This is a genomic window from Piezobacter thermophilus, from assembly GCF_055386745.1.
Genome location: NZ_AP042380.1, coordinates 1,126,474 through 1,146,774 on the forward strand (window position 1 = coordinate 1,126,474; position 20,301 = coordinate 1,146,774).

26 protein-coding genes are annotated in these 20,301 nt (G+C 67.0%); 12 read left to right on the forward strand and 14 right to left on the reverse strand.

The window, feature by feature from the left end; all coding sequences use genetic code 11:
* Positions 1-26 precede the first annotated feature (26 nt).
* Together ACZ5CM_RS05390 and ACZ5CM_RS05395 are read left to right on the forward strand one after the other, a co-directional pair.
* Positions 27-209 carry a hypothetical protein gene (locus tag ACZ5CM_RS05390; RefSeq protein WP_464641688.1) on the forward strand — a complete coding sequence of 61 codons (183 nt, stop codon included), beginning with the start codon at positions 27-29 and terminating at the stop codon, positions 207-209.
* A 135-nt stretch (positions 210-344) separates the two neighbouring features.
* Positions 345-827 (forward strand): cytochrome b, encoded by a 483-nt coding sequence (locus tag ACZ5CM_RS05395; RefSeq protein ID WP_464641689.1) that lies wholly within the window; start codon positions 345-347, stop codon positions 825-827.
* A 160-nt stretch (positions 828-987) separates the two neighbouring features.
* Here ACZ5CM_RS05395 and ACZ5CM_RS05400 read toward each other — a convergent pair.
* Positions 988-2,147, reverse strand: a protein-coding gene (locus ACZ5CM_RS05400) for an IS3 family transposase (protein ID WP_464637742.1) whose coding sequence is annotated in 2 segments (ribosomal slippage) — positions 988-1,898 and positions 1,898-2,147 — 1,161 coding nt in all. Because the reading frame shifts where the segments join, the coding sequence is not laid out codon by codon here.
* Between the two features lie 89 nt (positions 2,148-2,236).
* Here ACZ5CM_RS05400 and ACZ5CM_RS05405 point away from each other — a divergent pair.
* Entirely contained in the window at positions 2,237-2,668 is a 432-nt protein-coding gene (locus ACZ5CM_RS05405) for a DsrE family protein (protein WP_464641690.1), read from the forward strand.
* Between the two features lie 124 nt (positions 2,669-2,792).
* Here ACZ5CM_RS05405 and ACZ5CM_RS05410 read toward each other — a convergent pair whose 3' ends face one another.
* Together ACZ5CM_RS05410 and hpt are read right to left on the reverse strand one after the other, a co-directional pair.
* Positions 2,793-2,957: a hypothetical protein gene (locus tag ACZ5CM_RS05410; RefSeq protein WP_464641691.1), complete on the reverse strand. Its 165-nt coding sequence runs from the start codon at positions 2,955-2,957 to the stop codon at positions 2,793-2,795.
* Positions 2,954-3,493 carry a hypoxanthine phosphoribosyltransferase gene (hpt, locus tag ACZ5CM_RS05415; RefSeq protein ID WP_464641692.1) on the reverse strand — a complete coding sequence of 180 codons (540 nt, stop codon included), beginning with the start codon at positions 3,491-3,493 and terminating at the stop codon, positions 2,954-2,956. The genes ACZ5CM_RS05410 and hpt overlap by 4 nt, the downstream gene beginning before the upstream one ends.
* Before the next feature lie 76 nt (positions 3,494-3,569).
* On the opposite strand from hpt, the gene ACZ5CM_RS05420 reads away from it, so the two are divergent.
* The 3 genes from ACZ5CM_RS05420 (at position 3,570) to ACZ5CM_RS05430 (ending at position 6,017) form a co-directional block, all read left to right on the forward strand.
* A complete protein-coding gene (locus tag ACZ5CM_RS05420; RefSeq protein ID WP_464641693.1) occupies positions 3,570-4,022 on the forward strand; it encodes a type II toxin-antitoxin system RatA family toxin in 453 nt (150 codons plus the stop codon).
* A 182-nt stretch (positions 4,023-4,204) separates the two neighbouring features.
* On the forward strand, positions 4,205-5,497 hold the full coding sequence (locus tag ACZ5CM_RS05425; RefSeq protein WP_464641694.1) for an MmgE/PrpD family protein: 1,293 nt from the start codon (positions 4,205-4,207) through the stop codon (positions 5,495-5,497).
* 319 nt (positions 5,498-5,816) lie between these two features.
* Positions 5,817-6,017: a hypothetical protein gene (locus ACZ5CM_RS05430; RefSeq protein ID WP_464641695.1), complete on the forward strand. Its 201-nt coding sequence runs from the start codon at positions 5,817-5,819 to the stop codon at positions 6,015-6,017.
* Positions 6,018-6,022: 5 nt separating this feature from the next.
* On the opposite strand, the gene ACZ5CM_RS05435 is transcribed toward ACZ5CM_RS05430, so the two are convergent.
* Positions 6,023-6,724, reverse strand: a complete 702-nt coding sequence (locus tag ACZ5CM_RS05435) for an RlmE family RNA methyltransferase (protein ID WP_464641696.1) — start codon at positions 6,722-6,724, stop codon at positions 6,023-6,025.
* Between the two features lie 56 nt (positions 6,725-6,780).
* Positions 6,781-7,761 (reverse strand): GlxA family transcriptional regulator, encoded by a 981-nt coding sequence (locus ACZ5CM_RS05440; RefSeq protein ID WP_464641697.1) that lies wholly within the window; start codon positions 7,759-7,761, stop codon positions 6,781-6,783.
* 81 nt (positions 7,762-7,842) lie between these two features.
* Between ACZ5CM_RS05440 and bcoG the strand changes: the two genes are divergently transcribed.
* From bcoG to ACZ5CM_RS05455, 3 genes are read left to right on the forward strand one after another with little or no spacing between them, the layout of a single operon-like run.
* Entirely contained in the window at positions 7,843-8,760 is a 918-nt protein-coding gene (gene bcoG, locus ACZ5CM_RS05445) for a 3-dehydrocarnitine:acetyl-CoA trimethylamine transferase BcoG (protein ID WP_464641698.1), read from the forward strand.
* 46 nt (positions 8,761-8,806) lie between these two features.
* Positions 8,807-10,282 (forward strand): carnitine 3-dehydrogenase, encoded by a 1,476-nt coding sequence (locus ACZ5CM_RS05450; RefSeq protein WP_464641699.1) that lies wholly within the window; start codon positions 8,807-8,809, stop codon positions 10,280-10,282.
* The gene (locus ACZ5CM_RS05455) at positions 10,279-10,425 is read left to right on the forward strand and encodes a hypothetical protein (protein ID WP_464641700.1); all 147 of its coding nucleotides are present in this window, start codon (positions 10,279-10,281) and stop codon (positions 10,423-10,425) included. The genes ACZ5CM_RS05450 and ACZ5CM_RS05455 overlap by 4 nt, the downstream gene beginning before the upstream one ends.
* A gap of 91 nt (positions 10,426-10,516) precedes the next feature.
* Here ACZ5CM_RS05455 and ACZ5CM_RS05460 read toward each other — a convergent pair whose 3' ends face one another.
* Positions 10,517-11,377, reverse strand: coding sequence for a helix-turn-helix domain-containing protein (locus ACZ5CM_RS05460; RefSeq protein WP_464641701.1), 861 nt, complete (start codon positions 11,375-11,377; stop codon positions 10,517-10,519).
* Between the two features lie 105 nt (positions 11,378-11,482).
* On the opposite strand from ACZ5CM_RS05460, the gene ACZ5CM_RS05465 reads away from it, so the two are divergent.
* The 3 genes from ACZ5CM_RS05465 to ACZ5CM_RS05475 are packed head-to-tail and all read left to right on the forward strand — an operon-like array spanning position 11,483 to position 13,509.
* Entirely contained in the window at positions 11,483-11,686 is a 204-nt protein-coding gene (locus ACZ5CM_RS05465) for a DUF2061 domain-containing protein (RefSeq protein ID WP_464641702.1), read from the forward strand.
* Positions 11,679-12,587, forward strand: a complete 909-nt coding sequence (locus tag ACZ5CM_RS05470) for a fatty acid desaturase (protein WP_464641703.1) — start codon at positions 11,679-11,681, stop codon at positions 12,585-12,587. Before ACZ5CM_RS05465 ends, ACZ5CM_RS05470 begins: the two co-directional genes overlap by 8 nt.
* Before the next feature lie 19 nt (positions 12,588-12,606).
* Positions 12,607-13,509 (forward strand): EamA family transporter, encoded by a 903-nt coding sequence (locus ACZ5CM_RS05475; RefSeq protein ID WP_464641704.1) that lies wholly within the window; start codon positions 12,607-12,609, stop codon positions 13,507-13,509.
* Between the two features lie 9 nt (positions 13,510-13,518).
* On the opposite strand, the gene ACZ5CM_RS05480 is transcribed toward ACZ5CM_RS05475, so the two are convergent.
* From ACZ5CM_RS05480 to purF, 8 genes are all read right to left on the reverse strand, one after another.
* Entirely contained in the window at positions 13,519-14,220 is a 702-nt protein-coding gene (locus tag ACZ5CM_RS05480; RefSeq protein WP_464641705.1) for an NUDIX hydrolase, read from the reverse strand.
* Between the two features lie 25 nt (positions 14,221-14,245).
* Complete coding sequence (locus tag ACZ5CM_RS05485; protein WP_464641706.1) at positions 14,246-14,653, reverse strand: DUF983 domain-containing protein; 408 nt, start codon at positions 14,651-14,653, stop codon at positions 14,246-14,248.
* A gap of 211 nt (positions 14,654-14,864) precedes the next feature.
* Positions 14,865-16,046: a peptidoglycan DD-metalloendopeptidase family protein gene (locus ACZ5CM_RS05490; protein ID WP_464641707.1), complete on the reverse strand. Its 1,182-nt coding sequence runs from the start codon at positions 16,044-16,046 to the stop codon at positions 14,865-14,867.
* 59 nt (positions 16,047-16,105) lie between these two features.
* Complete coding sequence (locus ACZ5CM_RS05495) at positions 16,106-16,753, reverse strand: protein-L-isoaspartate(D-aspartate) O-methyltransferase (RefSeq protein WP_464641708.1); 648 nt, start codon at positions 16,751-16,753, stop codon at positions 16,106-16,108.
* Positions 16,750-17,544, reverse strand: coding sequence for a 5'/3'-nucleotidase SurE (gene surE / locus ACZ5CM_RS05500; RefSeq protein ID WP_464641709.1), 795 nt, complete (start codon positions 17,542-17,544; stop codon positions 16,750-16,752). The genes ACZ5CM_RS05495 and surE overlap by 4 nt, the downstream gene beginning before the upstream one ends.
* A 127-nt stretch (positions 17,545-17,671) precedes the next feature.
* A complete protein-coding gene (locus ACZ5CM_RS05505; protein ID WP_464641710.1) occupies positions 17,672-18,307 on the reverse strand; it encodes an SDR family NAD(P)-dependent oxidoreductase in 636 nt (211 codons plus the stop codon).
* Between the two features lie 42 nt (positions 18,308-18,349).
* Positions 18,350-18,622 (reverse strand): hypothetical protein, encoded by a 273-nt coding sequence (locus ACZ5CM_RS05510; protein ID WP_464641711.1) that lies wholly within the window; start codon positions 18,620-18,622, stop codon positions 18,350-18,352.
* A gap of 186 nt (positions 18,623-18,808) precedes the next feature.
* Positions 18,809-20,278, reverse strand: a complete 1,470-nt coding sequence (gene purF, locus ACZ5CM_RS05515) for an amidophosphoribosyltransferase (RefSeq protein WP_464642503.1) — start codon at positions 20,276-20,278, stop codon at positions 18,809-18,811.
* Positions 20,279-20,301: the final 23 nt, after the last annotated feature.

Sequence of the window (20,301 nt, forward strand, 5' to 3'; positions counted from 1 at the left end):
CACGCAACCGGTTTCGGGAATTCTTGATGCTTCAATTGCTTTTCATTCTGCACCTGTTCATCGGCGCCGTGTTGTCCGGCATCGGAATCGTCACCGTTCTTCTGGCAGGGATGACCGGGGCAAGTCCGCTCATCGCGGTCATCGTCGCCGGTTTCGTTCTGGCCTTTCCGCTTGCACGGGCGATTGCCCGCTCGATGCGCGGCGAGTAGGGCGCCGGGCCCGCGCCACGGTTTTCCGTCATGCCCGGCCCGACGGCGGGTACCGGGAAAGACCCTGTCAGCGATCCGTCAGGCCACGCCGGTATAAGGGCGCGGAGAAGTAGAGAAACCGAACCGAGGTTGCACATGACGCAGGCATATTCCCGCATCCAGATCATCCTTCACTGGGCGGTGGTCGTTCTTCTGGCTGCCCAGTATCTCAACAGCGAGGCCATCGGGGACGCTTTCGAGAGCATCGCCCATACGGGGGCATCCTCGGCCGGGCTGCTGGCCGGGCTGCATGTCTATGGCGGCATCACCGTGCTGATCCTGGCGCTTGTGCGCCTTGGGCTGCGCCTCGTGATCGGAGCACCGCAGCCGCCCGAGGAAGAGCCCGATATCCTCAAGCGCATCGCCAGGTGGACGCATTGGGGGATTTACGCCCTGCTGGTGCTGATTCCGCTGGTCGGCATGGGCGTGTGGTTCGGCGGCATCGAGGCCGCGGGCGAGTTGCACGAGGCGCTGGGCAGCCTGTTGCTGGCGCTGATCGGCCTGCACGTGGCCGGCGCGCTCTTCCACCAGTTCATCCTGGGAACGAACATCCTGTCCCGGATGCGCCTGGGCGCCTGAGATCCCTTGCCGGGGGCGCGGGGGCGCAATGCCCCCGGCCCTCCGCGCCCGGTTTTCGCAGGTGCATTCACATATTCAGAAATGTCTATTCCGGTTGCGAATTTTTCACTATCCTTCCCTTGCCGGATACCGGCTGACCTGCCCCCCAATGGTCCCTCATTCATAACGAGAGTCTGCGGGTTTGGTTTTCATAATCTGCGGTTTCGGTTTGGGCAAGCGCGCCGGGCGCGGAGCCTTTGGGTCGCTCAAGCGTCCGGCGCGCTTGGGCCGGCGTCTGGTTCCCCAGCGATGAGTGGGGCCTGACGTTGTTATAATCATAGCGCCACAGGGCCAGTTTTCGGCGGGCGTCATCGAGAGTATCGAACAGCTCCTCGTTCAGAAGCTCGTCACGCAGGCTGCCATTGAACGACTCGATGAAGGCATTTTGCTGAGGCTTGCCAGGATCGATGTAATGCCAGTCGACGTCATTGTCGTCCGCCCATTTGAGGATCGCCCGACTGGTGAACTCGGTCCCATTGTCAGAAACAATGCTTTCAGGCTTGCCATGGAGGCGGACAAGAGCATCAAGCTCGCGCGCCACACGCGCGCCCGAGATGCTGGTGTCGGCAACCAGGCAGAGGTTCTCGCGACAGCAATCGTCGATCACCGCCAGGATGCGGAACCGACGCGAAGCACCAAACGTGTCGGAGACAAAGTCCAGGCTCCATCGCTGGTTTGGCCTGATCGCCTCGGGCATTGGCGTCCTCGAGCCTCTGGCGCGCTTGCGCCCGCGCCGCCGTTTCACCGACAACCCTTCTTCGCGATACAGGCGATAGAGTTTCTTGTGGTTCATGATCATTCCCTTGCGTTCGAGCAACACGCCGATCCGTCGGTAACCGAAACGGCGGCGCTTGCCCGCAATCTGCTTCATCGCTTCGCGGATCTCCGGATGGTCCGGCGGGCGTTCGCGCCGGACCGTCTTGGGATCGACACCGACCAGCCTGCAGGCCCGGCGCTGCGAGATGCCATGATCCCGCATCGCCCGCAGCGCTGCATCACGCCGCGCGCTCGGCGTCGTCAGTTCTTTCCCAGGAGATCCTTCAGGACCGCGTTGTCCAGCATCGCATCGGCCAACAGGCGCTTGAGCTTGGCATTCTCGTCCTCAAGCATCTTCAGGCGCTTCACGTCCGAAAGCCCCATGCCGCCGTATTTCGACTTGTACTTGTAGAACGTCGCCGGGCTCAGCCCATGCCGGCGACAAACCTCCACCGTCGGCATTCCGGCCTCCTGTTCCTTGATCATCGCAATGATTTGCGCCTCCGTAAAACGGCTCTTTCGAATTCGTCTGCTCCTTTCTGATCGGGCAGACTCTACTTCAAAATGCGGGCGTTGGCGGGGGGCAGGTCACGGCCACAGACAGGGAGGATAAAATGAAAATACTTGCGACAACCGCACTTGCCATCGGTCTTGCGACCTCAGCCCTGGCCGAGGGACAGACGCATTACATCGCCTTTCATGTGGATGAAAACGACCCCAAGGTGATGAACCTCACGCTCAACAATGTCCAGAACGTGACGAAATACTACGAGTCCAAGGGCGACAAGGTGGTGATCGAGGTGGTCGCCTACGGCCCGGGACTGACCATGTTCGTCGAAGGCAAGAGCCCCGTCGCCGACCGCATTTCGGTGATGAGCCTCGGCATGGAGAATGTCTCCTTCGCCGCTTGCGGCAACACGCTGCGCAAGATGAGCGAAAAGGCCGGGAAGGAGATCCCGATCATGGAAGAGGCCAGGATCGTGACCTCCGGTGTCGTCCGGCTGGTCGAGTTGCAGGAGCAGGGATACGCCTACGTCCGCCCCTGATCAGGGGCGCGGTCACGCCGAAGCGGAAGGGGAGCGGTTCCGGGCGGATCGGTTTCCCTTTCCGGGGCGGGGGGGGGGGGCGCACGCGTTCCTCATGCCTCCGGCGATGCACCAGATGGCCGTCTCAGCGGCGCATCTTCGCGGCGGTGGCCCAGTCGGGCCACCAGCCCATCTTCTCGGCCCCGGCGATGGCGAGGCTCACGGCCAGAATGAGAAGCACCAGCTTCACTTTCCACATCGGCGGCGGCCTGCGCGCCCATTTCGCCATGCGAAGGAGCCATCGGGTCATTCGACGAAGCTCACCTTGCCGATGAAGGGCAGGTTGCGGTTGCGCTGGGCGAAGTCGATGCCATAGCCCACCACGAATTCGTCCGGGATCTCGAACCCGACCCAGTCGGCCACGAACTCGACCTCGCGCCGGCTGGCCTTGTTGAGCAGCGCGATGGTCCGCAGCCGGGCCGGCTCGCGGCTTTGCAGAAGCCGGGTGACATGGGAAAGCGTGTGCCCGGTGTCCACGATATCCTCGACCACCAGCACGTCGCGCCCCTCGACCGTGCCGCGCATGTCCTTGAGGATTTTCACCTCGCGGCTCGATTCCATCGAATCACCGTAGGACGAGGCCTCGATGAAATCCACCTCGATTGGCAGGTCCAGTTCCCGCACCAGATCGGCGATGAAGATGAAGCTGCCGCGCAGCAGCCCGACCACCACCAGCTTGTCGGTATCGGAAAATTCCTCGGCAATCTCGCGGCTCAGCGCCTCAACCCGCGCGGCGATGGCCTTGGCCGAAATCATCTCCTCTATGACATATGGACGCTTCGGCATGGCTTCCCCCTTGATCTTCGTCGCCAACCATAGGACATCACGCGCCACTGTCACGCCTCAAACGATGACGTCTCTCATGCCAACCCATTCGGAAACCCGCCGGCTGCCCTATACCGCCCGCCAGATGTATGACCTGGTGGCCGATGTCGCCTCGTATCCGGAATTCCTGCCCTGGTGCGCCGCCGCCCGTATCCGTCGCACCACCCCCCAGGGCGACCACGTGCTGATGGAGGCGGACCTGGTCATCAGCTTCAAGGTCTTCCGCGAACGCTTCGGCAGCCGGGTGACGCTGTGGCCCGAGGCGCTGAAGATCGACACCGAATATCTGGACGGCCCCTTCCGCTACCTGAAATCGAACTGGGGCTTCCGCGATCTGCCGGAGGGCGGCTGTGAGGTCTCCTTCTTCGTGGATTTCGAATTCCGCAACGCCATCCTGCGAAAGGTGATCGGAGTGGTGTTCAACGAGGCGATGCAGCGCATCGTGCGCGCCTTCGAGACCCGCGCGCAAACCCTCTACGGCCAGAGCTGACACCCCTTTCCTCTTGCCCAAAATATTCCGGGGGGTTGCCATTGTCGCGCCATTGGTCCGAGCGACAATGGCGACGGGCAGCGCCCCCGGTCGTCCCGACGGGTCGCCACGACTTTTCCATTGCCGAACGGCCTGCTTCGGGTAAGACCGCGTAGAACGACACCACCGACGGAGAAGGCTGCATGCCCCTGACCTTGATCCTTGCCGATTTTGCCACCGGCCCGGTACGCCTGTCAGAGGCGTCACGAAGGATGATCCGCCTGTCGGCCCTGGACTGGTTCGCCGTGGGCCGCGCCGGCGCGACCGAACCCGTCGCCCGCATCCTCCACGCACAGGCCATGGACGAAGCCGGCGCGCCGCAGGCACACCTGTTCGGGGGCGGGATGGCGCCGGTGCGCATGGCGGCGCTGGTCAACGGCACGACAAGCCATGCGCTCGACTACGACGACACCCATTTCGCCCATATCGGCCACCCCTCGGTCGCGGTCTTCCCGGCCGCGCTCGCCGTGGCCGAGTGGCGCGACCGCTCCATCGCCGATCTGCTTGAGGCCGCGCTGATCGGGGCCGAGATTTCCATTCGCGTCGGCCTGTGGTTGGGGCGGGGACACTACCAGGCAGGCTTCCACCAGACCGCGACCGCCGGCACCTTCGGCGCTGCGATGGCCGCGGGGCGGCTGCTGGGGCTGGATGGCACGGGCATGCGGCACGCCCTGGGCCTGGCGGCGACCCGCGCGGCCGGGCTCAAGGCGCAGTTCGGAACCATGGGCAAGCCGTACAATGCCGGGCTTGCCGCCTCTGGCGGGGTCGAGGCGGCGCTTCTCGCCCGGCGCGGGTTCGAATCGAACCCCGAGGCGCTGGAGGGCGAATACGGGTTCGGGGCAACCCATCACGGAGCCGGGGACGAAGCCACGGCGCTGGACGGCCTGGGTGAGCGGTGGCTGTTCGAACAGGTCAGCCACAAGTTCCATGCCTGCTGCCACGGGCTGCACGCGGCACTGGAGGCCGCGCGCGAGCTGGGCGTCACTGCGGCAGAGATTGCCACGTTGCGGGTGCGCACCCATCCGCGCTGGATGAGCGTGTGCAACCAGCCCGCACCCACCACCGGGCTTGGCGCCAAGTTCAGCTATGGCACGGTGCTGGCGATGCAGGCGCTGGGGCACGACACCGCGCGGCTGGAAAGCTATTCGGACGCGATCTGTGCCGATCCGGCGCTTCGCGCCCTGCGCGAACGTATCCATGTGGAGGCCGACGCGAGCCTGGCCGAAACCGAAGCGGTGGTCGAACTCGTGCGCCATGACGGCGGGCGCGCCGAGGCACGGCACGATCTGCTTGCGCCGATGCCTCTGGCCGTGCGCGAATCCCGGCTGCGTGACAAGGCCGCCGCCCTGATCGGGGGCGAGCAGGCCGAAACCGTCTGGACACTGCTGAACGGGGACGGCATGGCGGCGGAGTTCGGGGCGGCGCTGGCCCCGTAGGGTGGCGGATTTCCAGAACCCGCTGGCGCATCGCGCATCTCGCGCTTGACCGATCTCATCTGCAGGAAGAACGCAGGGCGTGCGACGCCCGGGCCTGGGCGCGCCCCGGTCGAGACGGGCATTTACGCGGCTGGATGCAGAGGCTCGGGGCCCGGATCTTGCAGAAATGTGGCTACCGGCGCCGCAATTTTGCCATGGCCGCACCGCATTTTGCGCAAATTGCTTCTTTCATGTCCGAATCTGGCCTGCAGATTTGCAATATTGCCCGTTACCCTGACTGATGCGGGCGGGGGCGCCCATCGCTGCCACGAGACCATTCATGCTTCAGCATATTCCCCGTCGCCGTCATGATCGGCTGTTCGAACTCATCCGCCAGAAGAACCTGTCCGAGCGCACCGCATCCCGCCTGCGCTGGCGGGCGCGCCCGACCCTGGGACCGGGTGAGACGATCCTGCTGCAATCGCTGACCGCCCGCTCATGGAGGCGGCCGGATTCCTCCCGCCGTCTGCCGCCCGGCTGAGGGTCTCAGCCCCGGAATCCGGTTGCGACCACGAATTTCTCGGAACTGTCCGGCCGCGAGGCCGGCGGTTTCACATTGGCGACCTTCGTGAATTTCTGCTTGAGCAGCTTCTGCAATTCGCCTTCGGCGCCGCCGGCCAGCACCTTGGCCACGAAGGTGCCGCCCTGCTCCAGCACGTCGAAGGCAAAATGCGCGGCCGCTTCGCACAGGGCGATGATGCGCAGATGATCTGTCTGCTTGTGGCCGGAGGAGGCCGCAGCCATGTCGGACATGACCACATCGGCCTTGCCGGCAAGCCACGCCTTCACCTTCTCGTCGGCGCCGTCCTCCATGAAGTCGAGCTGGTGAATTTCCGCCCCAGGGATCGGCTCCACCTCCTGCAGGTCGATACCCAGGACCCGGCCCGCCGCCTTGCCCTTTTTCTCGCCCAGCGCATTGACGCGCCTCACCGCCACCTGGCACCACCCGCCGGGGGCACAGCCCAGATCCACCACCCGCGCGCCGGGCACGAGAAAACGGAACCTGTCGTCGAGTTCGAGGATCTTGAACGCCGCCCGGCCGCGATAGCCTTCGGCGCGCGCCCGTTTCACGTAAGGGTCGTTGAGCTGCCGCTGCAGCCATCGGGTCGAACTCAGCTTGCGCCCGCGCGCGGTCTTGACCTTGACCTTGAGATCGCGCTGCCCGCGCCCGGACGTGTTCCGTGCCATCCCGGTGCCCTCCGTTTCGATCCGCTCCGATACCCCGAACCGGCATCTTCGGCAAGCTATTGCACCGATCCGCGCCTGGCCCGCAGGGCACGGGCCGATGTCCCATGCGCGGCACGGAAGGCGCGGGCGAAGCTGGATGCCGAGGCAAAGCCCGTGGCCAGCGCCACGTCCAGAAGCGGCATTTCGGTGTCCGTGACCAGCCTGTGCGCCTCGTCCAGTCGCAGGGACAGGTAGTGCGCCCGCGGCGTGGTGCCAAGGCGCGCGCGGAACTGCGCTTCTAGCGCGCGCGCGCTGGCCCCGCAGCGGCGGGCAATGTCGGCAACGGAGAGCGGCGTGTCCAGATGCCCCTCCATCAACGCGGCGGCGCGCGCTGTCAGCCGGGAGTGGCGCGGCAGGGCGCCGGCGCGGCTCTGGGCCCGGTCGGGGTCGGGGCGGGTGTCGTGAATGAAGACCCCGGCCACCCGCCTGGCAAGGTCCGCTCCGTGGCGCCGTTCGACCAGGTGCAGCATCATGTCGATGGCGGGCATGGCGCCGCCGCTGGTCATCACAGGGCCATCGACATGAAACCGGTCGCGCAGGACCGTGACGCGAGGAAACCGCGCGGCGAAACGGTCCAGATCCTCCCAGTGGGTCGTTGCCCGGCGATCGTCGAGCAGCCCGGCCTCGGCCATCAGCCACGGACCCCCGTCGATCCCGGCCACCGTCGCGCCCGCGGCCGCGAGGCGGCGCAGCCCCGCGCAAAGGGCAGGGCTCGCGTGACGCTCCAGGTGAAACCCCGCCACCACGATCAGCAGATCGCACCGGTGCAGCCGCGACAGCGCCGGCCCCGGCACGTTGACGCCGCATGTCAGCCGGGCGGGCGTGCCGGTCGCGGTGACGTGGGTCCAGTCGAACAGCCGCCGGCCCGCCATGCGGTTGGCCGCCCGCATCGGGTCCACCGCGCTGGCGAATGACAGCGTGTTGCTGTCATCCAGAACCAGCACCGCCACCCGCAGCGGCCCGGAGCTCGGGGCAAGAATGTTTTTTGCGGATTTCATCAAATCGGATTCGTAACACGAAAACTGTTGCGGACAAGCCTGCGGCATCCTTCCCGGCAGATCGACAGGAAGGAGGATCCGATGCCGCTTGCCATGAATCGCGAGGTCTTCATCACCTGTGCCGTGACCGGATCCGGCAGCACCCAGGACCGCAGCCTGCATGTCCCGCGCAGCCCCGCGCAGATCGCCGAGGCCGCGATCGAAGCGGCGCGCGCCGGCGCGGCGGTGGTGCATTGCCACGTCCGTGACCCCGAAACCGGCGTGCCCTCGCGCAAGGTTGAATACTACCGCGAAGTCACCGACCGGATTCGGGACGCGGAGGTGGACGTGGTGCTCAACCTCACCGCCGGGATGGGTGGCGATCTGGTCTTCGGTCCGCCCGAGGCTCCGCTGCCGCTGATGGAGGGCGGCACCGACATGGCCGGCGCTGCCGAACGGGTCGAGCATGTCGCCGAATGCCTGCCCGAGATCTGCACGCTCGATTGCGGCACGATGAACTTTGCCGAGGCCGATTACGTGATGACCAACACGCCGGGCATGTTGCAGGCGATGGGGCGGATGATGACGGCGCTGGGCGTGAAGCCCGAGATCGAGGCCTTCGATACCGGCCACCTGTGGTACGCAAGGCAACTGGTGAAGGACGGTGTACTGGAAAGTCCCGCGCTGGTGCAACTGTGCATGGGCGTACCGTGGGGGGCGCCGGACGATCTGAACACCTTCATGGCGATGGTGAACAACGTGCCCGAGGACTGGACCTTCTCGGCCTTTTCCCTGGGCCGCAACCAGATGGCCTATGTGGCTGCCGCCGTTCTGGCCGGGGGCAACGTCCGGGTCGGGCTGGAGGACAATCTCTGGCTGGAAAAGGGGGTGCTGGCGACCAACGCGCAGTTGGTGGAGCGCGCCGCGACGATCATCGAGAACATGGGCGCCCGGGTGATCGGCCCAGGGGAGGTGCGCGAGAAGCTGGGGCTGGTGAAGCGGGCCCCGCGGGCGCGCTGAGAAGCCCTCGGCGGGCATTGGGAAAATCGGTGGAAGGGGGGCCGGGATGGCACGGGTTGTAGCGATTGTCGGCGGCGGCGTAATCGGGGGCGGCTGGGCCGCGCGGTTCCTGCTGCACGGCTTTGACGTGCGCGTGTTCGATCCCGACCCCGAGGCCGAGCGCAGGCTGGGCGAGGTTCTGGACAATGCCCGCCGATCGCTGCCGGGGCTGGCGGATGCGCCCATGCCGCCGGAGGGGCGGTTGAGTTTTCACGGCAGCCTGGCCGAGGCGGTCGCCGACGCCGAGTGGGTGCAGGAAAGCGTGCCCGAGCGGCTGGAACTGAAGCGCGAAACATATCGGGCGATACAGGCGGCCTGCCCGCCGGAGGCGGTGATCGGGTCGTCCACCAGCGGTTTCCGGCCCTCGCAGTTGCAGCAGGGCGCGGCGCGTCCCGGCCAGATCGTGGTGACGCATCCCTTCAACCCGGTCTATCTGCTGCCGCTGGTCGAGCTGGTGACGACACCGGCGAACGATGCGGCGCTGGTGGCACGGGCGAAGGAGATCCTGCAGGGGCTGGGCATGTTCCCGTTGCACCTGCGGCGCGAGATCGACGCCCACCTGGCCGACCGCTTTCTCGAAGCCGTCTGGCGCGAGGCGCTGTGGCTGGTGCGCGACGGCATTGCCACCACGGAAGAGATCGACGAGGCGATCCGCATGGGCTTCGGGATTCGCTGGGCGCAGATGGGCCTGTTCGAAACCTACCGGGTCGCCGGGGGCGAAGCCGGGATGCGCCATTTCATGGCCCAGTTCGGCCCCTGTCTGAAATCGCCGTGGACGCGGCTGACCGATGTGCCCGAGTTCACCGACGACCTGGTGGACATGATCGCCGGTCAGTCGGATGCTCAGTCGGGGGCGTATTCGATCCGCGAACTCGAACGCATCCGCGACGACAACCTCGTCGGCATGATGCGGGCGCTCAAGCGCACCGGCTGGGGCGCGGGTGCGGTCTTGCAGGCGCAGGACTCGCGGCTGAGGGCCGGTACGGCGCTGGCGCAGCGGAGCGACGCGGCGGCGGCGCAGTCGCAACCGATCCTGACGCTGGCCCGGGCGGTGCCGCTCGACTGGACCGACTACAACGGGCACATGAACGAGGCGCGCTATCTCGATTCCTTCTGCGCGGCGACCGATCGGTTCATGGAACTGATCGGGGCGGATGCCGAGTACATCGCCGGCGGGCACAGCTATTTCACCGCCGAAACCCATATCCGCCACCTGGACGAGGCTCGGGCCGGGGACCGGATCGAGGTGCGCACCCAGATGCTGTTCGGACGGGGCAAGAAGCTGCACCTGTTTCACAGGATGATGCGCGGCGGCGATCTGATCGCCACCGGCGAACATTTCCTGCTGCACGTGGATCTGCAAACCCGCCGCCCCTGCGCCCCCTCGGCGGAGATCGAGGCCGGCATGGCACGGATTGCTTCGGCGCAGGCGGGGCTGCCCTGGCCGGACGGGGCCGGATCGTCGATCCGGGCGCCGGGATGAGCCGCCGGGTGCTGATCACCGCCGGGGCGCGGGCGTGGGTGGCGGAAACGGATACGCGCGCTGCCTCGGATGCGGTGCGACTGATGTCGGGACAGGTGATCGCGGTGGACGGGCACATGGTGAACTCCGACCCGAAGCCGTGAGGCAGGCGCAAGGCGTTTCGAAGCACCTTGCGACAGGCGGTTTTCGGCCCGCGTTCTGGGCCTTCGGAACAGGCCGCTCCGCCGCGGCCCGTCAGCCGATCTGACCCCGCAACCCGCGCAGATATTCGGCAAAGCCGCGCGCGGTCACGTCCGCCTCGCGCACCAGCCGGTCGAAATGCAGGCTGAAGGTTTCGATCCGGTCGCGGTCGCGAAAGGCCATGTAGTGCCCGCCGGCATAGAACACCGCCAGCAATGGGCCGAACACCGTGACCGGAGCCGAATACAGCCGCCGGGCGTCAAACAGGTAGATGCGCAGGCGCGGATACAGCTGGTCGGCAAGCGCCAGGAAATGATCGATCTGCTCCAGCCGAACCCCGGCCGGCAGGCCGGCATAATAGCCGCAGGCATGGGCGAAACTTTCCAGTTCGTGCAGCGGCATGGCGATTTCGTAATCCGACCGGGCCTGGCGCATCCATTGCAGCCGGTCCTCCGAGGCGCCAATGGCCTGGTCGGCCGTGCGGCCCAGGTGCGGGGCATATTCCCATTCCAGCATGGCGCGGGTCTTGAGCATGTCCGGCAGCGCTGCGGGAACGTGGCGGATCTTGTAGCCGGCCGCCTCGCGGTGCCATTCGAAGATGCGTTCGTCCACCAGCGCCCGGGGGGCCTCGGTCAGGGTCAGGCTGCTGGCAAGCAGTTCCGCCGCGCTTTCGGGCCGGTCGGAAAGGCCCAGCAGCCAGTCAGCCGACACCCCCAGCGCGCCGGCGCAGGCCCCCACCACCTGAGCATTGGGCAACCGCGCCCCGTCGCCCGAAAGCAGTTGCGAAATGGTCGAGCGGTCCACGCCGACCTGTCGGGCAAGTGCGCTCTGGCTTCGGCCGGTTTCCTGCATGGCGCGGGACAGGCGGTCGCGGAACAGCGCGGCGCGCAGACGTTTGTCGATTTTTTCCGCCATACGTTGAGAAATATCATGTTTGCAGATTTTTGTTAATCGGAAACGGAATGTTCGGGAAACCGCATTCGGGGTAACGGATATGCGAGGCAACCAACCGGGAAACCCATGGAATCGCGACAGAGATCGTTGGTCAAGGCGCTGATCTGGAACCTCATCGGTCTGGTGACGATGGCCGTTGTGGGGCTGGTTGCGACCGGCTCGGCGGCGGTGGGCGGGACGCTGGCCGTGGCGAATACGGCGCTGGGGCTGGTGATGTATGTCATCTATGAACGGATCTGGGCGCGGATCCGCTGGGGGCGGCATGTCTGATCCGCGCCGTCCCGCATCGGAGGCCGTGGAATGGCCGACCCTGGCGCTGATCGTGGTCTGCCATGCGCTCTGGCTTCTGGCGGTTTTCCGGCTGGCCGAGCTGTCCGGGGTGGCGGCCGTTGCCGCCGTGGCGGTCCTCGCGGCTTTGCACTCCTCGCTTACCCACGAGGCGCTGCATGGGCATCCGACCCGCTGGCGGGCGGTGAACGAGGCACTGATGGCGCTGCCGCTGTCGCTGGCCTTTCCCTACCGCCGCTTCCGCGACCTGCATCTTGCCCATCACCGCGATTCGCGCCTGACCGATCCCCATGACGACCCGGAGTCGAATTTTCTCGACCCGGCGGTGTGGGAGGCGTTGCCGAACTGGCATAAAGCGCTCTATCGCGCCAACAATACGCTTCTGGGCCGCGTTCTGATCGGTCCGCTGCTTGGGCAGGCGCGGTTCATGGCACAGGAATGGCGCCTGGCGCGGTCCGGCGACCGGGCGGTGTGGCTGGCCTGGGCGCTGCACCTGCCGGGCGTGGCGGTGGTTCTGTGGCTGGTCGCGCTGTCGCCCATGTCCATCCCGGCTTATCTGATCGGTGCCTGGCTGGGACTGGGCCTGATCAAGATACGCACCTTCCTGGAGCACCGCGCCCATGAGCGGGCGCGCGGGCGGACCGTCATCGTCGAGGACCGGGGGCCGCTGGCCCTTCTGTTCCTTTTCAACAACCTCCACGTCGTCCATCACATGCACCCGGGGGCGCCGTGGTACGATCTGCCCCGGCTTTATCGCGAGGGGCGCGCCCGCTATGTCGCCAGCAATGACGGTTACGTCTATCGCTCATACGCCGAGATCATCCGGCGTTATCTGCTGCGCGCCAAGGATCCGGTTCCGCATCCGCTCTGGAATCGATCCTGATTTCGCGCCATAGGGGGGCATGCCCCTGTGGATTCCCATCACCATCGCGGCGGCTGCGTTCCAGACGGTGCGCTTCATGCTGCAGAAATCGCTCAGCGCGGAGATGCTCTCGGCCGAGGGCGCGACGTTTGCGCGCTTCGTCTATTCGGCGTCCTTCATCCTCGCCGCGCTGGCAGCGTGGTCGCTGGCCACGGGGCGCGCCCTGCCGCCGGTCGGGCCGGCCTTCTGGCTCTATGGCGCAATCGGGGGGCTGTCCCAGATCCTGGCCACGATCTGCGTGCTGCTGCTGTTCAGGCAGCGCAATTTCGCGGTCGGCATCACCTTCAAGAAGACCGAGGTGATCCAGACCGCCATCGTCGGCCTGATCGTCCTGGGCGACCGGGTGAGCGCGGCGGCGCTGGGCGCGATCCTGCTGGGGCTGGTCGCGGTGCTGCTGCTGTCGAGGACGCCGGGCGAGGTCGGGGTGTGGTGGCGCCAGCTGGGCAACCGCGCGACGGCGCTGGGGCTGGGATCGGGGGTGCTGTTCGCCTTTTCGGCCGTGGGCTACCGGGCCGCGACGCTCGAGGTTGCCAGCGATTCGCCGGTGCTGCGCGCGGCCGTCACACTGGCGGCGGTGGTCCTGATGCAGACGCTGGCCATGGCCGCATGGCTGGGCTGGCGCGATCGCCCGCAACTGCACGCGGTGTGGCGGGCCCGGCGCAGCGCGGTGTTCATCGGCATCTTCAGCATGGCGGGCTCGTTCTGCTGGTTTCTCGCCTTCACGCTGCAGAACGCGGCCTATGTGAAGGCGCTGGGGCAGGTGGAACTGATCCTCAGCCTGACGGCGTCGGTCCTGTTCTTCCGCGAGCGGATCACCCCGCGGGAAGTGGCCGGCATGGCGCTTCTGGGGCTCAGCATCGTCCTGCTGGTCGCGGTAATCTGACCGTTGGCCTCAGCCGGTTTCCGGCATCGGGATGCCGCGCAGGCGCAGGAACAGGCTGGCCTCGTCGTCATTGCGGAAATAGGGGACGCTGGCGGGTGGTTCGGGGTCTGCGGCGCGTTCGGCGACCTCGGCCAGGACGACCTCGGTGATGAAGGGCAGGTCGAAGCGGCGGATCTCGTCCAGCGGGATCCATTGCAGGTGAGAAAGTTCGTCCGAGGCATGGGTGAAATCGTCGAGATCGCCCCGGATTTCCGAGGCATCGACCAGGAAGAATCGGGCATCGAAACGGCGCGGCCGGCCCGGGGGCGTGAGCGCCCGGAACACGAATTGCAGCGCGTGGGCGGCCGGTAGATGCCCGGTGGCGGCAAAGCCCTGCCAGTCCGCGGGCACGGGGCCGGGCCATTCTCCGGGCAGGCCGAGGATCAGCCCGGTTTCCTCCCACAGTTCGCGCACGGCCGCCACGGCCAGCGCGTGGTGCAGGCCGGCGGGCGCGTGATCCTGCAGGCGCGTCCGGCACGGTTCGGGCAGGGGGGCGGCCAGCGGCACATCCGCATCCGCCGCGTCCACGGCGCCGCCGGGAAAGACGAACTTGTTGGGCATGAAGGCAGCCTTTGCCCCCCGTTGCCCCATCAGCACCGCCGGCCTTGTGAGGCGGTCGCGCAGGACGATGACGGTTGCGGCATTGCGGATTGCGGTCTTGTCGCTGCTCATGGCCCCTCTGCCCGGATCGGAAATGTCAGGCCGGCCGGTCGAAACCGCCCATGCGCCGCGCCCACTGAAAAGCGATCACGATGCCTTTCAGTCGCGGCAGAAGGTAGAATGCCAGCGCCATGCTGCCAACCGCGAAAATCGCGAACAGCACCAGCGGTTCGGGCCGGAACGTCTTGAAGGTGAGCAGCAGCAGCGGGGCCATGATGTGACCGACGATCAGGATCGACAGGTAGGCCGGCCCGTCATCGGCGCGATGATGAAACAGCTCTTCCCCGCATTCGGGGCAGGTGTCGTGTACCTTGAGGTAGTGGTGCAGAAGCCGGCCCTCGCCGCAATTGGGGCAGCGGGTGCGGAATCCCCGCCACAGGGCCTGTCCCATGGGGCGTTCGGGCATGGTGTCGGCAATGATGGCGGGCTGCTGGTCGATCTGCATGGTCGTCTCTGTGGTCTGGTGGTGCGGGTGCCGGATCCGGGCGAGTGGCCGGGCGGCGGAGAGGCCGGGACCGTCAGGCCCGATCGGCGGGCGGGCCCGCAAACATGAGCACCCGATACCTGTTTCGGGTCGTCGCGTCCATCGAAACCTCGGCCACGACGGCAGGCTGCGGCAGTAAACCGCGCCGCCCCGACCGCTGTCCGCAACTCCGTTATTCGAGGTAGGGGGCCGGATCGACGCTGTCGAAGCCCTTGCGCACCTCGAAATGGACATAGGCGTTCTCGCCGTCGCGCAACTGCGCGATGGTCTGGCCGCGTGTCACCCGGTCGCCTTTCTTCACCGTGATGCGGTCAAGATTGGCATAGACCGTCAGCAGGTTGTCGCCATGATCGATCACCATGATCGGCACGTTGTCGGCGTCCTTGGTGATGGCGCGGACCACCCCGTCCCGCGCGGCCACCACCGGGGTTCCCGGAGCGCCCGCGATATCGATGCCCTCGCGTCCCTTTGCCTTGGAATAGGTGCGGATGATCTTGCCGGTGACCGGCATGGCCATGGCCGAATCTGCCGCCCGGCTGGGTTCGCCCACGGATATCCTGGGCGGTTCGGGAGGGGTCGGGTCGATCTTCTCGTCCGGGAGCGGCTTCGACGCGCTGGGCGGCACGGGTGTCGGCGACCCCTGTCCCGGCGGGGTCACCTTCGCGACCGGTTCGGGTTCCGGCGCGGGCGTGTCCTTGAGCGGGATCAGAAGGTATTGCCCTTCGCGAATGGCAAAGTCGGGCCCCAGCCCGTTCCATTCGGCCAGCGCCTTGACCGGCACCTGATAGAGGCGCGAGATCGTATAGGCGGTTTCCCCGCGCACCACCTTGTGGCGGATCGGCTCGGCCCCCTTCGGTGATCCGGCCGATTTCGGCTTTTGCGCCGCGCCCGCAAGCGGTGTGGCCTGCACCGACGGCGTTGCCGGGGCGCTCTCGATCGCGCTTCCGGCCAGCGCGGCGATGTCCACTCCGCCGCCGCCCACACCGGCCGCCGGAGCCGCAGCCACGCGCCGGGGCAGGGCGAGAAGCTCGTCCGCTCGCAGGCCGGTGTCGGGTTCGAGCCCGTTGAACCGTGCCAGCTCTTCCGCCGGCAGGCCGACCCGCGCGGCGACGTCCGCCACCGTGTCGCCGCGCCGGGCCACGGCCACCTGATAGCTGGGGTAGGAGATGACCCCCCGCGCATCCGGAGCGGGCCGTTCGGCGGTGCTCACCGCGCGCGCGGCGTCGGCGGTGCTGAAGGCCCCGGCATTGCCGCGAAGGTCGTAGTCCAGCGGCCCGGTACAGCCTGCCACGACAACCAGCGCCAAGACCGCAGCGGGGGCGCGGAAGGTTGCTTGTGGCTTGGAGTCTGACATGTCTCGTTCCTCGATATGCCCCCTTGTGTCCGGGGGCTGGTCGCTCTTCACCTGTTGCCTCAGCCGTCCTTGCCCAGCCCTTCGACCAACGGTACGAAGCGAACCGGCCGCAGTTCGTCGTATTCCAGCCCGATTTCGGTCCGGCGCACGCGGATAAGCGTCTGTACCGTGTCGGACTGGCCGACCGGCACCACCATGATACCGCCGATTTTCAGTTGCGCCAAGAGCGGCCCCGGCGGGTCCTCGGCGGCGGCGGTCACGATGATCCGGTCGAAGGGGGCCTGTTCGGGCAACCCGAACGAGCCGTCCGCCGTCACCGCAATGATGTTCACCAGGTCCAGCCGCGTAAACAGCTCGCGCGCTTCGCGGACCAGCCGCGCGTGCCGGTCCACCGTGTAGACCCGCCGTGCCAGCCGGCTCAGCACCGCCGCCTGATAGCCCGAGCCGGTCCCTACCTCCAGCACCTTGTCGCGCGGGCTGACCTGCAGCGCCTGGGTCATCAGCCCGACCACCGAGGGCTGGCTGATCGTCTGGCCGCAGGCAATCGGAAGCGGCATGTCCTCATAGGCGCGCTCGGCGAACAGGCCGCGCACGAACAGGCCGCGGTCGATCCGCTCCATCACCTCCAGGACCCGCGAATCCGTCACCCCCTTCGACCGCAGCGCGAAGAGGAACTGCATGCGCATCTCTGGCGTCGGCCCGTTCATTCGCCCGCCCGTTCGATGGCTTTCATCGCATCAAGCACGTCATGAGCCGTCAGGTCCGCCCGCATCGGCGTAACCGAGATGAAGCCCTCGAGATTGGCCGTCACATCGGTGCCTGGCGCGGTCGGCTCGTGCTGGTTGCCGCCCTTGATCCACAGGAAACGCCGCCCCGAAGGCGAGGTATGCGGCTCGACCGCAAAGCAGGTGTTGCGGCGATACCCCTGCGCTGTCACCCGCGCCCCGCGCACCTCGGCCGCAGGGACCGGCGGGAAGTTGACATTGAAGAACAGCCGGTAATCCTCGCCCGCGCAGGGATTTGCATCCAGAACCCTCCGGATCAACTCGGCCCCGTGGACGGCGGCCGCCTCGAACGGGTTGGCCAGGCCCAGATTGCGTGGCCCGTAATACTGTGACAGCGCAATGGCCGGAATGCCCTGCAACGCGGCCTCCATCGCCCCGCCCAGCGTCCCGGAATAAAGCGCGTTCTCGCCCGAATTGTTGCCCCGGTTCACCCCTGACAACACCAGATCCGGCCGCCGGCCACCCAGAACGTCATGCAGCCCCGCCAGCACGCAATCGGCCGGGCTGCCCTCGGCGGCATAGCGGCGTTCGTCAAGCTTGGCGATCATCATCGGGCGGGTATAGCTGATCGCGTGGCTCACCCCCGACTGCTCGAAGGCCGGCGCCACGATCCAGACCTCACCCTCCGGCCCGGCCAGTGCCGCCGCGATCTCCTCGAGCACCTGCAGACCCGGCGCGTTGATCCCGTCGTCGTTGGTCAGAAGAATTCTCATGCCGCCCCGCCTCGTTTGCAACTTGATAGACCCGGGTCCCGGCGCGGGCAAGAACCCGGTCTTTTTCTGGCTGAAAATATCCCCGCCGGAGGCATGGCCCCGCAGGGGCCATTCCCGGCATGCGGGGTCACAGCATCGCCAGAAGCCGCGCCGCCTCGTCGGCCGGTTTTGCCAGCGCCGCCCGGTCTTCGCCGGGAAAGAACCGCGCCCGCGTGGCGGTGGGCATCGGACGGGGCTGCAGAACATGCACGCGCGGCCCGGTGCGCACGGTCTCGGCCGCCCAGCTGCGCGCGATCGCGATCTGCGCCGCCTTGGTCGCGCCATAGACGCCGAAGAACTTTTCCCCCGCCCGGGGATCGTCAAAGAACACCGCGCGCCCCTCCTGCCCCAGCAGCGGCGCCACATAGGGGATCAGGACCGATACGGCGGTGGCATTGATCGCCACCGATTTTTCCCAGTGCTTGGGATCGATGGAACTGGCCGGGCTCAGGGGCGAGGCATGAATGGCCGTATGCAGCCAGATGTCGAGGCTGCCCCAGCGGTCGTAGATGCCGCGGCAGAGCGTGGCCATGGCCTCGGGCACGGTGATGTCCATCGGCGCCAGCGTGGCGCTGCCGCCGCGCGCGCGGATGCGGTCGTCCAGCTCTTCCAGCGCACCGGTGGTGCGGGCCACGGCGACGATGTGATGGCTGGGAGCGAGGGCTTCGGCCAGGGCGGCACCCAGACCGCGCGAGGCTCCGGTGATGAGGGCGATTTTCGTCATGGGGCGGGTTTGGACCGCCGCCCCGCCGGGGTCAACCCCGGATCAGCCGCGCGGCACCCGGAGGCGCCGCAATCGCCCGTTTCTTTCGATCGCCAGCCCGTCGAAATCGATCCCGACCACGCGCCCCCATCCGACCCGAGATCCGACCCGAAGCCTCACGATCCGCCCTCCGGGATAGCGCAGCAGCGCCCGCATCTTTCCCGTGGATCCGAACACACCGACAAGGACCGGCTCCCCTTTCGGCAGAATTTCGGTCTCGGTGGCATGTTGCGCCACGTTCGCGGGCGTCTCGCCCGTCTTTCTCGTCAGGTTCATGAATGTGCTCGCAGCCCCGTGTCGCGGCCTTCCATCTGCCGGATTCCCGTGATCCGCAGGGCGTCTAGCAGGCGCGGCCGACGATCGGAAGCGGGGTTTTCTGCGATGCAGCGAATTCTTGCCGACCCGCCCCGCACAAGAGCGGACTCCGGCCGGTCCGGGGACGGGGCGCGCGATCTATTCCGCCTATTCCGCCGCGGCCTTGAGACGGAAGCCCTTCTCGATCATGTCCGAAGGTTCGACCGGGTATTCGCCCGAAAAACACGCGTCGCAATATTGCGGGCAATCGCCGTTGCGCCCCTGCGCCTCGCCTACCGCACGATAAAGCCCGTCCAGCGAGATGAACTTCAGGCTGTCCACCGCCAGGTGTTCGCGCATTTCCTCCTCGGACATGGTGGCGGCCAGCAGCTTCTCGCGCTGGGGCGTGTCCACCCCGTAGAAGCAGGGCCAGGCGGTGGGCGGGGAGGCGATGCGGAAATGCACCTCGCGCGCGCCGGCGTCCAGGATCATCTCCTTGATCTTGCGCGAGGTCGTCCCCCGCACCACCGAATCATCCACCAGGATCACCCGCTTGCCGCGGATCAGGGCGCGGTTGACGTTCAGTTTCAGCCGCACGCCCATGTTGCGGATCTGCTCGGTCGGTTCGATGAAGGTGCGGCCCATGTACTGGTTGCGGATGATCCCCATGGCATAGGGGATGCCCGACTGCAGCGAATAGCCGATCGCCGCCGGTGTGCCCGAATCGGGGACCGGGCAGACGATATCGGCCTCGACCGGGGCCTCCTTGGCCAGCTCGCGCCCGATCGCCTCGCGGGTTTCATAGACGCTGCGCCCGCCGAGGATCGAATCGGGGCGCGAGAAATAGACATGCTCGAAGATGCAGAATTTCGAGGGGCGCGGGCGGAAGGGGTGGCGGCTGTCCAGGCCGTTTTCGTCGATCACCACCATCTCGCCCGGCTCGATCTCGCGCAGGAAATCGGCGCCGATGATGTCCAGCGCGCAGGTTTCGCTGGCCAGCACCCAGGCGCCATCCTCTTCGGGGCCCAGCCGGCCCAGAACCAGCGGCCGCACCCCGTGCGGGTCGCGCACGCCGATCAGCTGGTTCGCGGTCATGGCCACCACCGAGAACGCCCCCTCGACCCGGCGCAGCGCATCCTCCATCCGCTCGGGGATGTCGCGCTGCAGCGAGCGGGCCATCAGGTGGATGATGCATTCGCTGTCCGAGGAGGACTGGAAGATCGAGCCGCGCTCGATCAGTTCGCGCCTGAGCGCCTCGGCATTGGTGATGTTGCCGTTATGGGCGATCGCCGCCCCGCCCATGGCGAATTCGCCGAAGAAGGGCTGCACGTCGCGAATGGCCGTCTGCCCTTTTGATCCGGCGGTGGAATAGCGCACATGGCCGATGGCCAGCGGGCCAGGCAGGGTCTCCATCACCTTCTGCGAGGTGAAGTTGTCGCGCACATAGCCGAAGCGGCGGGCATTGTTGAAACCGTGCTCGGGGTCGTGCGAGACGATGCCGCCGGCCTCCTGCCCGCGATGCTGCAGCGCATGCAGGCCCAGCGCCACGAAATTGGCGGCGTCCGAGACACCGATGATGCCGAATATGCCGCACTCCTCTTTCAGGTGATCGTCGTCGAAGGGGTGGGCGGGGGGCATCTGGCGCATGGATGGCGGCTCCG

Excerpts from the sequence above, each read along its gene's own strand:
- ACZ5CM_RS05455 (WP_464641700.1), top strand. The coding sequence starts at position 10,279 with ATGAGCCGCCGGGTGCTGATCACCGCCGGGGCGCGGGCGTGGGTGGCG.
- ACZ5CM_RS05420 (WP_464641693.1), top strand. The coding sequence starts at position 3,570 with ATGCCAACCCATTCGGAAACCCGCCGGCTGCCCTATACCGCCCGCCAG.
- ACZ5CM_RS05490 (WP_464641707.1), bottom strand. The coding sequence starts at position 16,046 with ATGTCAGACTCCAAGCCACAAGCAACCTTCCGCGCCCCCGCTGCGGTC.
- ACZ5CM_RS05495 (WP_464641708.1), bottom strand. The coding sequence starts at position 16,753 with ATGAACGGGCCGACGCCAGAGATGCGCATGCAGTTCCTCTTCGCGCTG.
- ACZ5CM_RS05405 (WP_464641690.1), top strand. The coding sequence starts at position 2,237 with ATGAAAATACTTGCGACAACCGCACTTGCCATCGGTCTTGCGACCTCA.
- ACZ5CM_RS05460 (WP_464641701.1), bottom strand. The coding sequence starts at position 11,377 with ATGGCGGAAAAAATCGACAAACGTCTGCGCGCCGCGCTGTTCCGCGAC.
- ACZ5CM_RS05435 (WP_464641696.1), bottom strand. The coding sequence starts at position 6,724 with ATGGCACGGAACACGTCCGGGCGCGGGCAGCGCGATCTCAAGGTCAAG.
- ACZ5CM_RS05425 (WP_464641694.1), top strand. The coding sequence starts at position 4,205 with ATGCCCCTGACCTTGATCCTTGCCGATTTTGCCACCGGCCCGGTACGC.
- bcoG (WP_464641698.1), top strand. The coding sequence starts at position 7,843 with ATGCCGCTTGCCATGAATCGCGAGGTCTTCATCACCTGTGCCGTGACC.
- ACZ5CM_RS05475 (WP_464641704.1), top strand. The coding sequence starts at position 12,607 with ATGCCCCTGTGGATTCCCATCACCATCGCGGCGGCTGCGTTCCAGACG.
- hpt (WP_464641692.1), bottom strand. The coding sequence starts at position 3,493 with ATGCCGAAGCGTCCATATGTCATAGAGGAGATGATTTCGGCCAAGGCC.
- ACZ5CM_RS05410 (WP_464641691.1), bottom strand. The coding sequence starts at position 2,957 with ATGACCCGATGGCTCCTTCGCATGGCGAAATGGGCGCGCAGGCCGCCG.
- ACZ5CM_RS05510 (WP_464641711.1), bottom strand. The coding sequence starts at position 18,622 with ATGAACCTGACGAGAAAGACGGGCGAGACGCCCGCGAACGTGGCGCAA.
- surE (WP_464641709.1), bottom strand. The coding sequence starts at position 17,544 with ATGAGAATTCTTCTGACCAACGACGACGGGATCAACGCGCCGGGTCTG.
- ACZ5CM_RS05470 (WP_464641703.1), top strand. The coding sequence starts at position 11,679 with ATGTCTGATCCGCGCCGTCCCGCATCGGAGGCCGTGGAATGGCCGACC.
- ACZ5CM_RS05480 (WP_464641705.1), bottom strand. The coding sequence starts at position 14,220 with ATGAGCAGCGACAAGACCGCAATCCGCAATGCCGCAACCGTCATCGTC.
- ACZ5CM_RS05430 (WP_464641695.1), top strand. The coding sequence starts at position 5,817 with ATGCTTCAGCATATTCCCCGTCGCCGTCATGATCGGCTGTTCGAACTC.
- ACZ5CM_RS05505 (WP_464641710.1), bottom strand. The coding sequence starts at position 18,307 with ATGACGAAAATCGCCCTCATCACCGGAGCCTCGCGCGGTCTGGGTGCC.
- ACZ5CM_RS05485 (WP_464641706.1), bottom strand. The coding sequence starts at position 14,653 with ATGCAGATCGACCAGCAGCCCGCCATCATTGCCGACACCATGCCCGAA.
- ACZ5CM_RS05465 (WP_464641702.1), top strand. The coding sequence starts at position 11,483 with ATGGAATCGCGACAGAGATCGTTGGTCAAGGCGCTGATCTGGAACCTC.
- ACZ5CM_RS05395 (WP_464641689.1), top strand. The coding sequence starts at position 345 with ATGACGCAGGCATATTCCCGCATCCAGATCATCCTTCACTGGGCGGTG.
- ACZ5CM_RS05440 (WP_464641697.1), bottom strand. The coding sequence starts at position 7,761 with ATGAAATCCGCAAAAAACATTCTTGCCCCGAGCTCCGGGCCGCTGCGG.
- ACZ5CM_RS05390 (WP_464641688.1), top strand. The coding sequence starts at position 27 with ATGCTTCAATTGCTTTTCATTCTGCACCTGTTCATCGGCGCCGTGTTG.
- ACZ5CM_RS05450 (WP_464641699.1), top strand. The coding sequence starts at position 8,807 with ATGGCACGGGTTGTAGCGATTGTCGGCGGCGGCGTAATCGGGGGCGGC.
- purF (WP_464642503.1), bottom strand. The coding sequence starts at position 20,278 with ATGCCCCCCGCCCACCCCTTCGACGACGATCACCTGAAAGAGGAGTGC.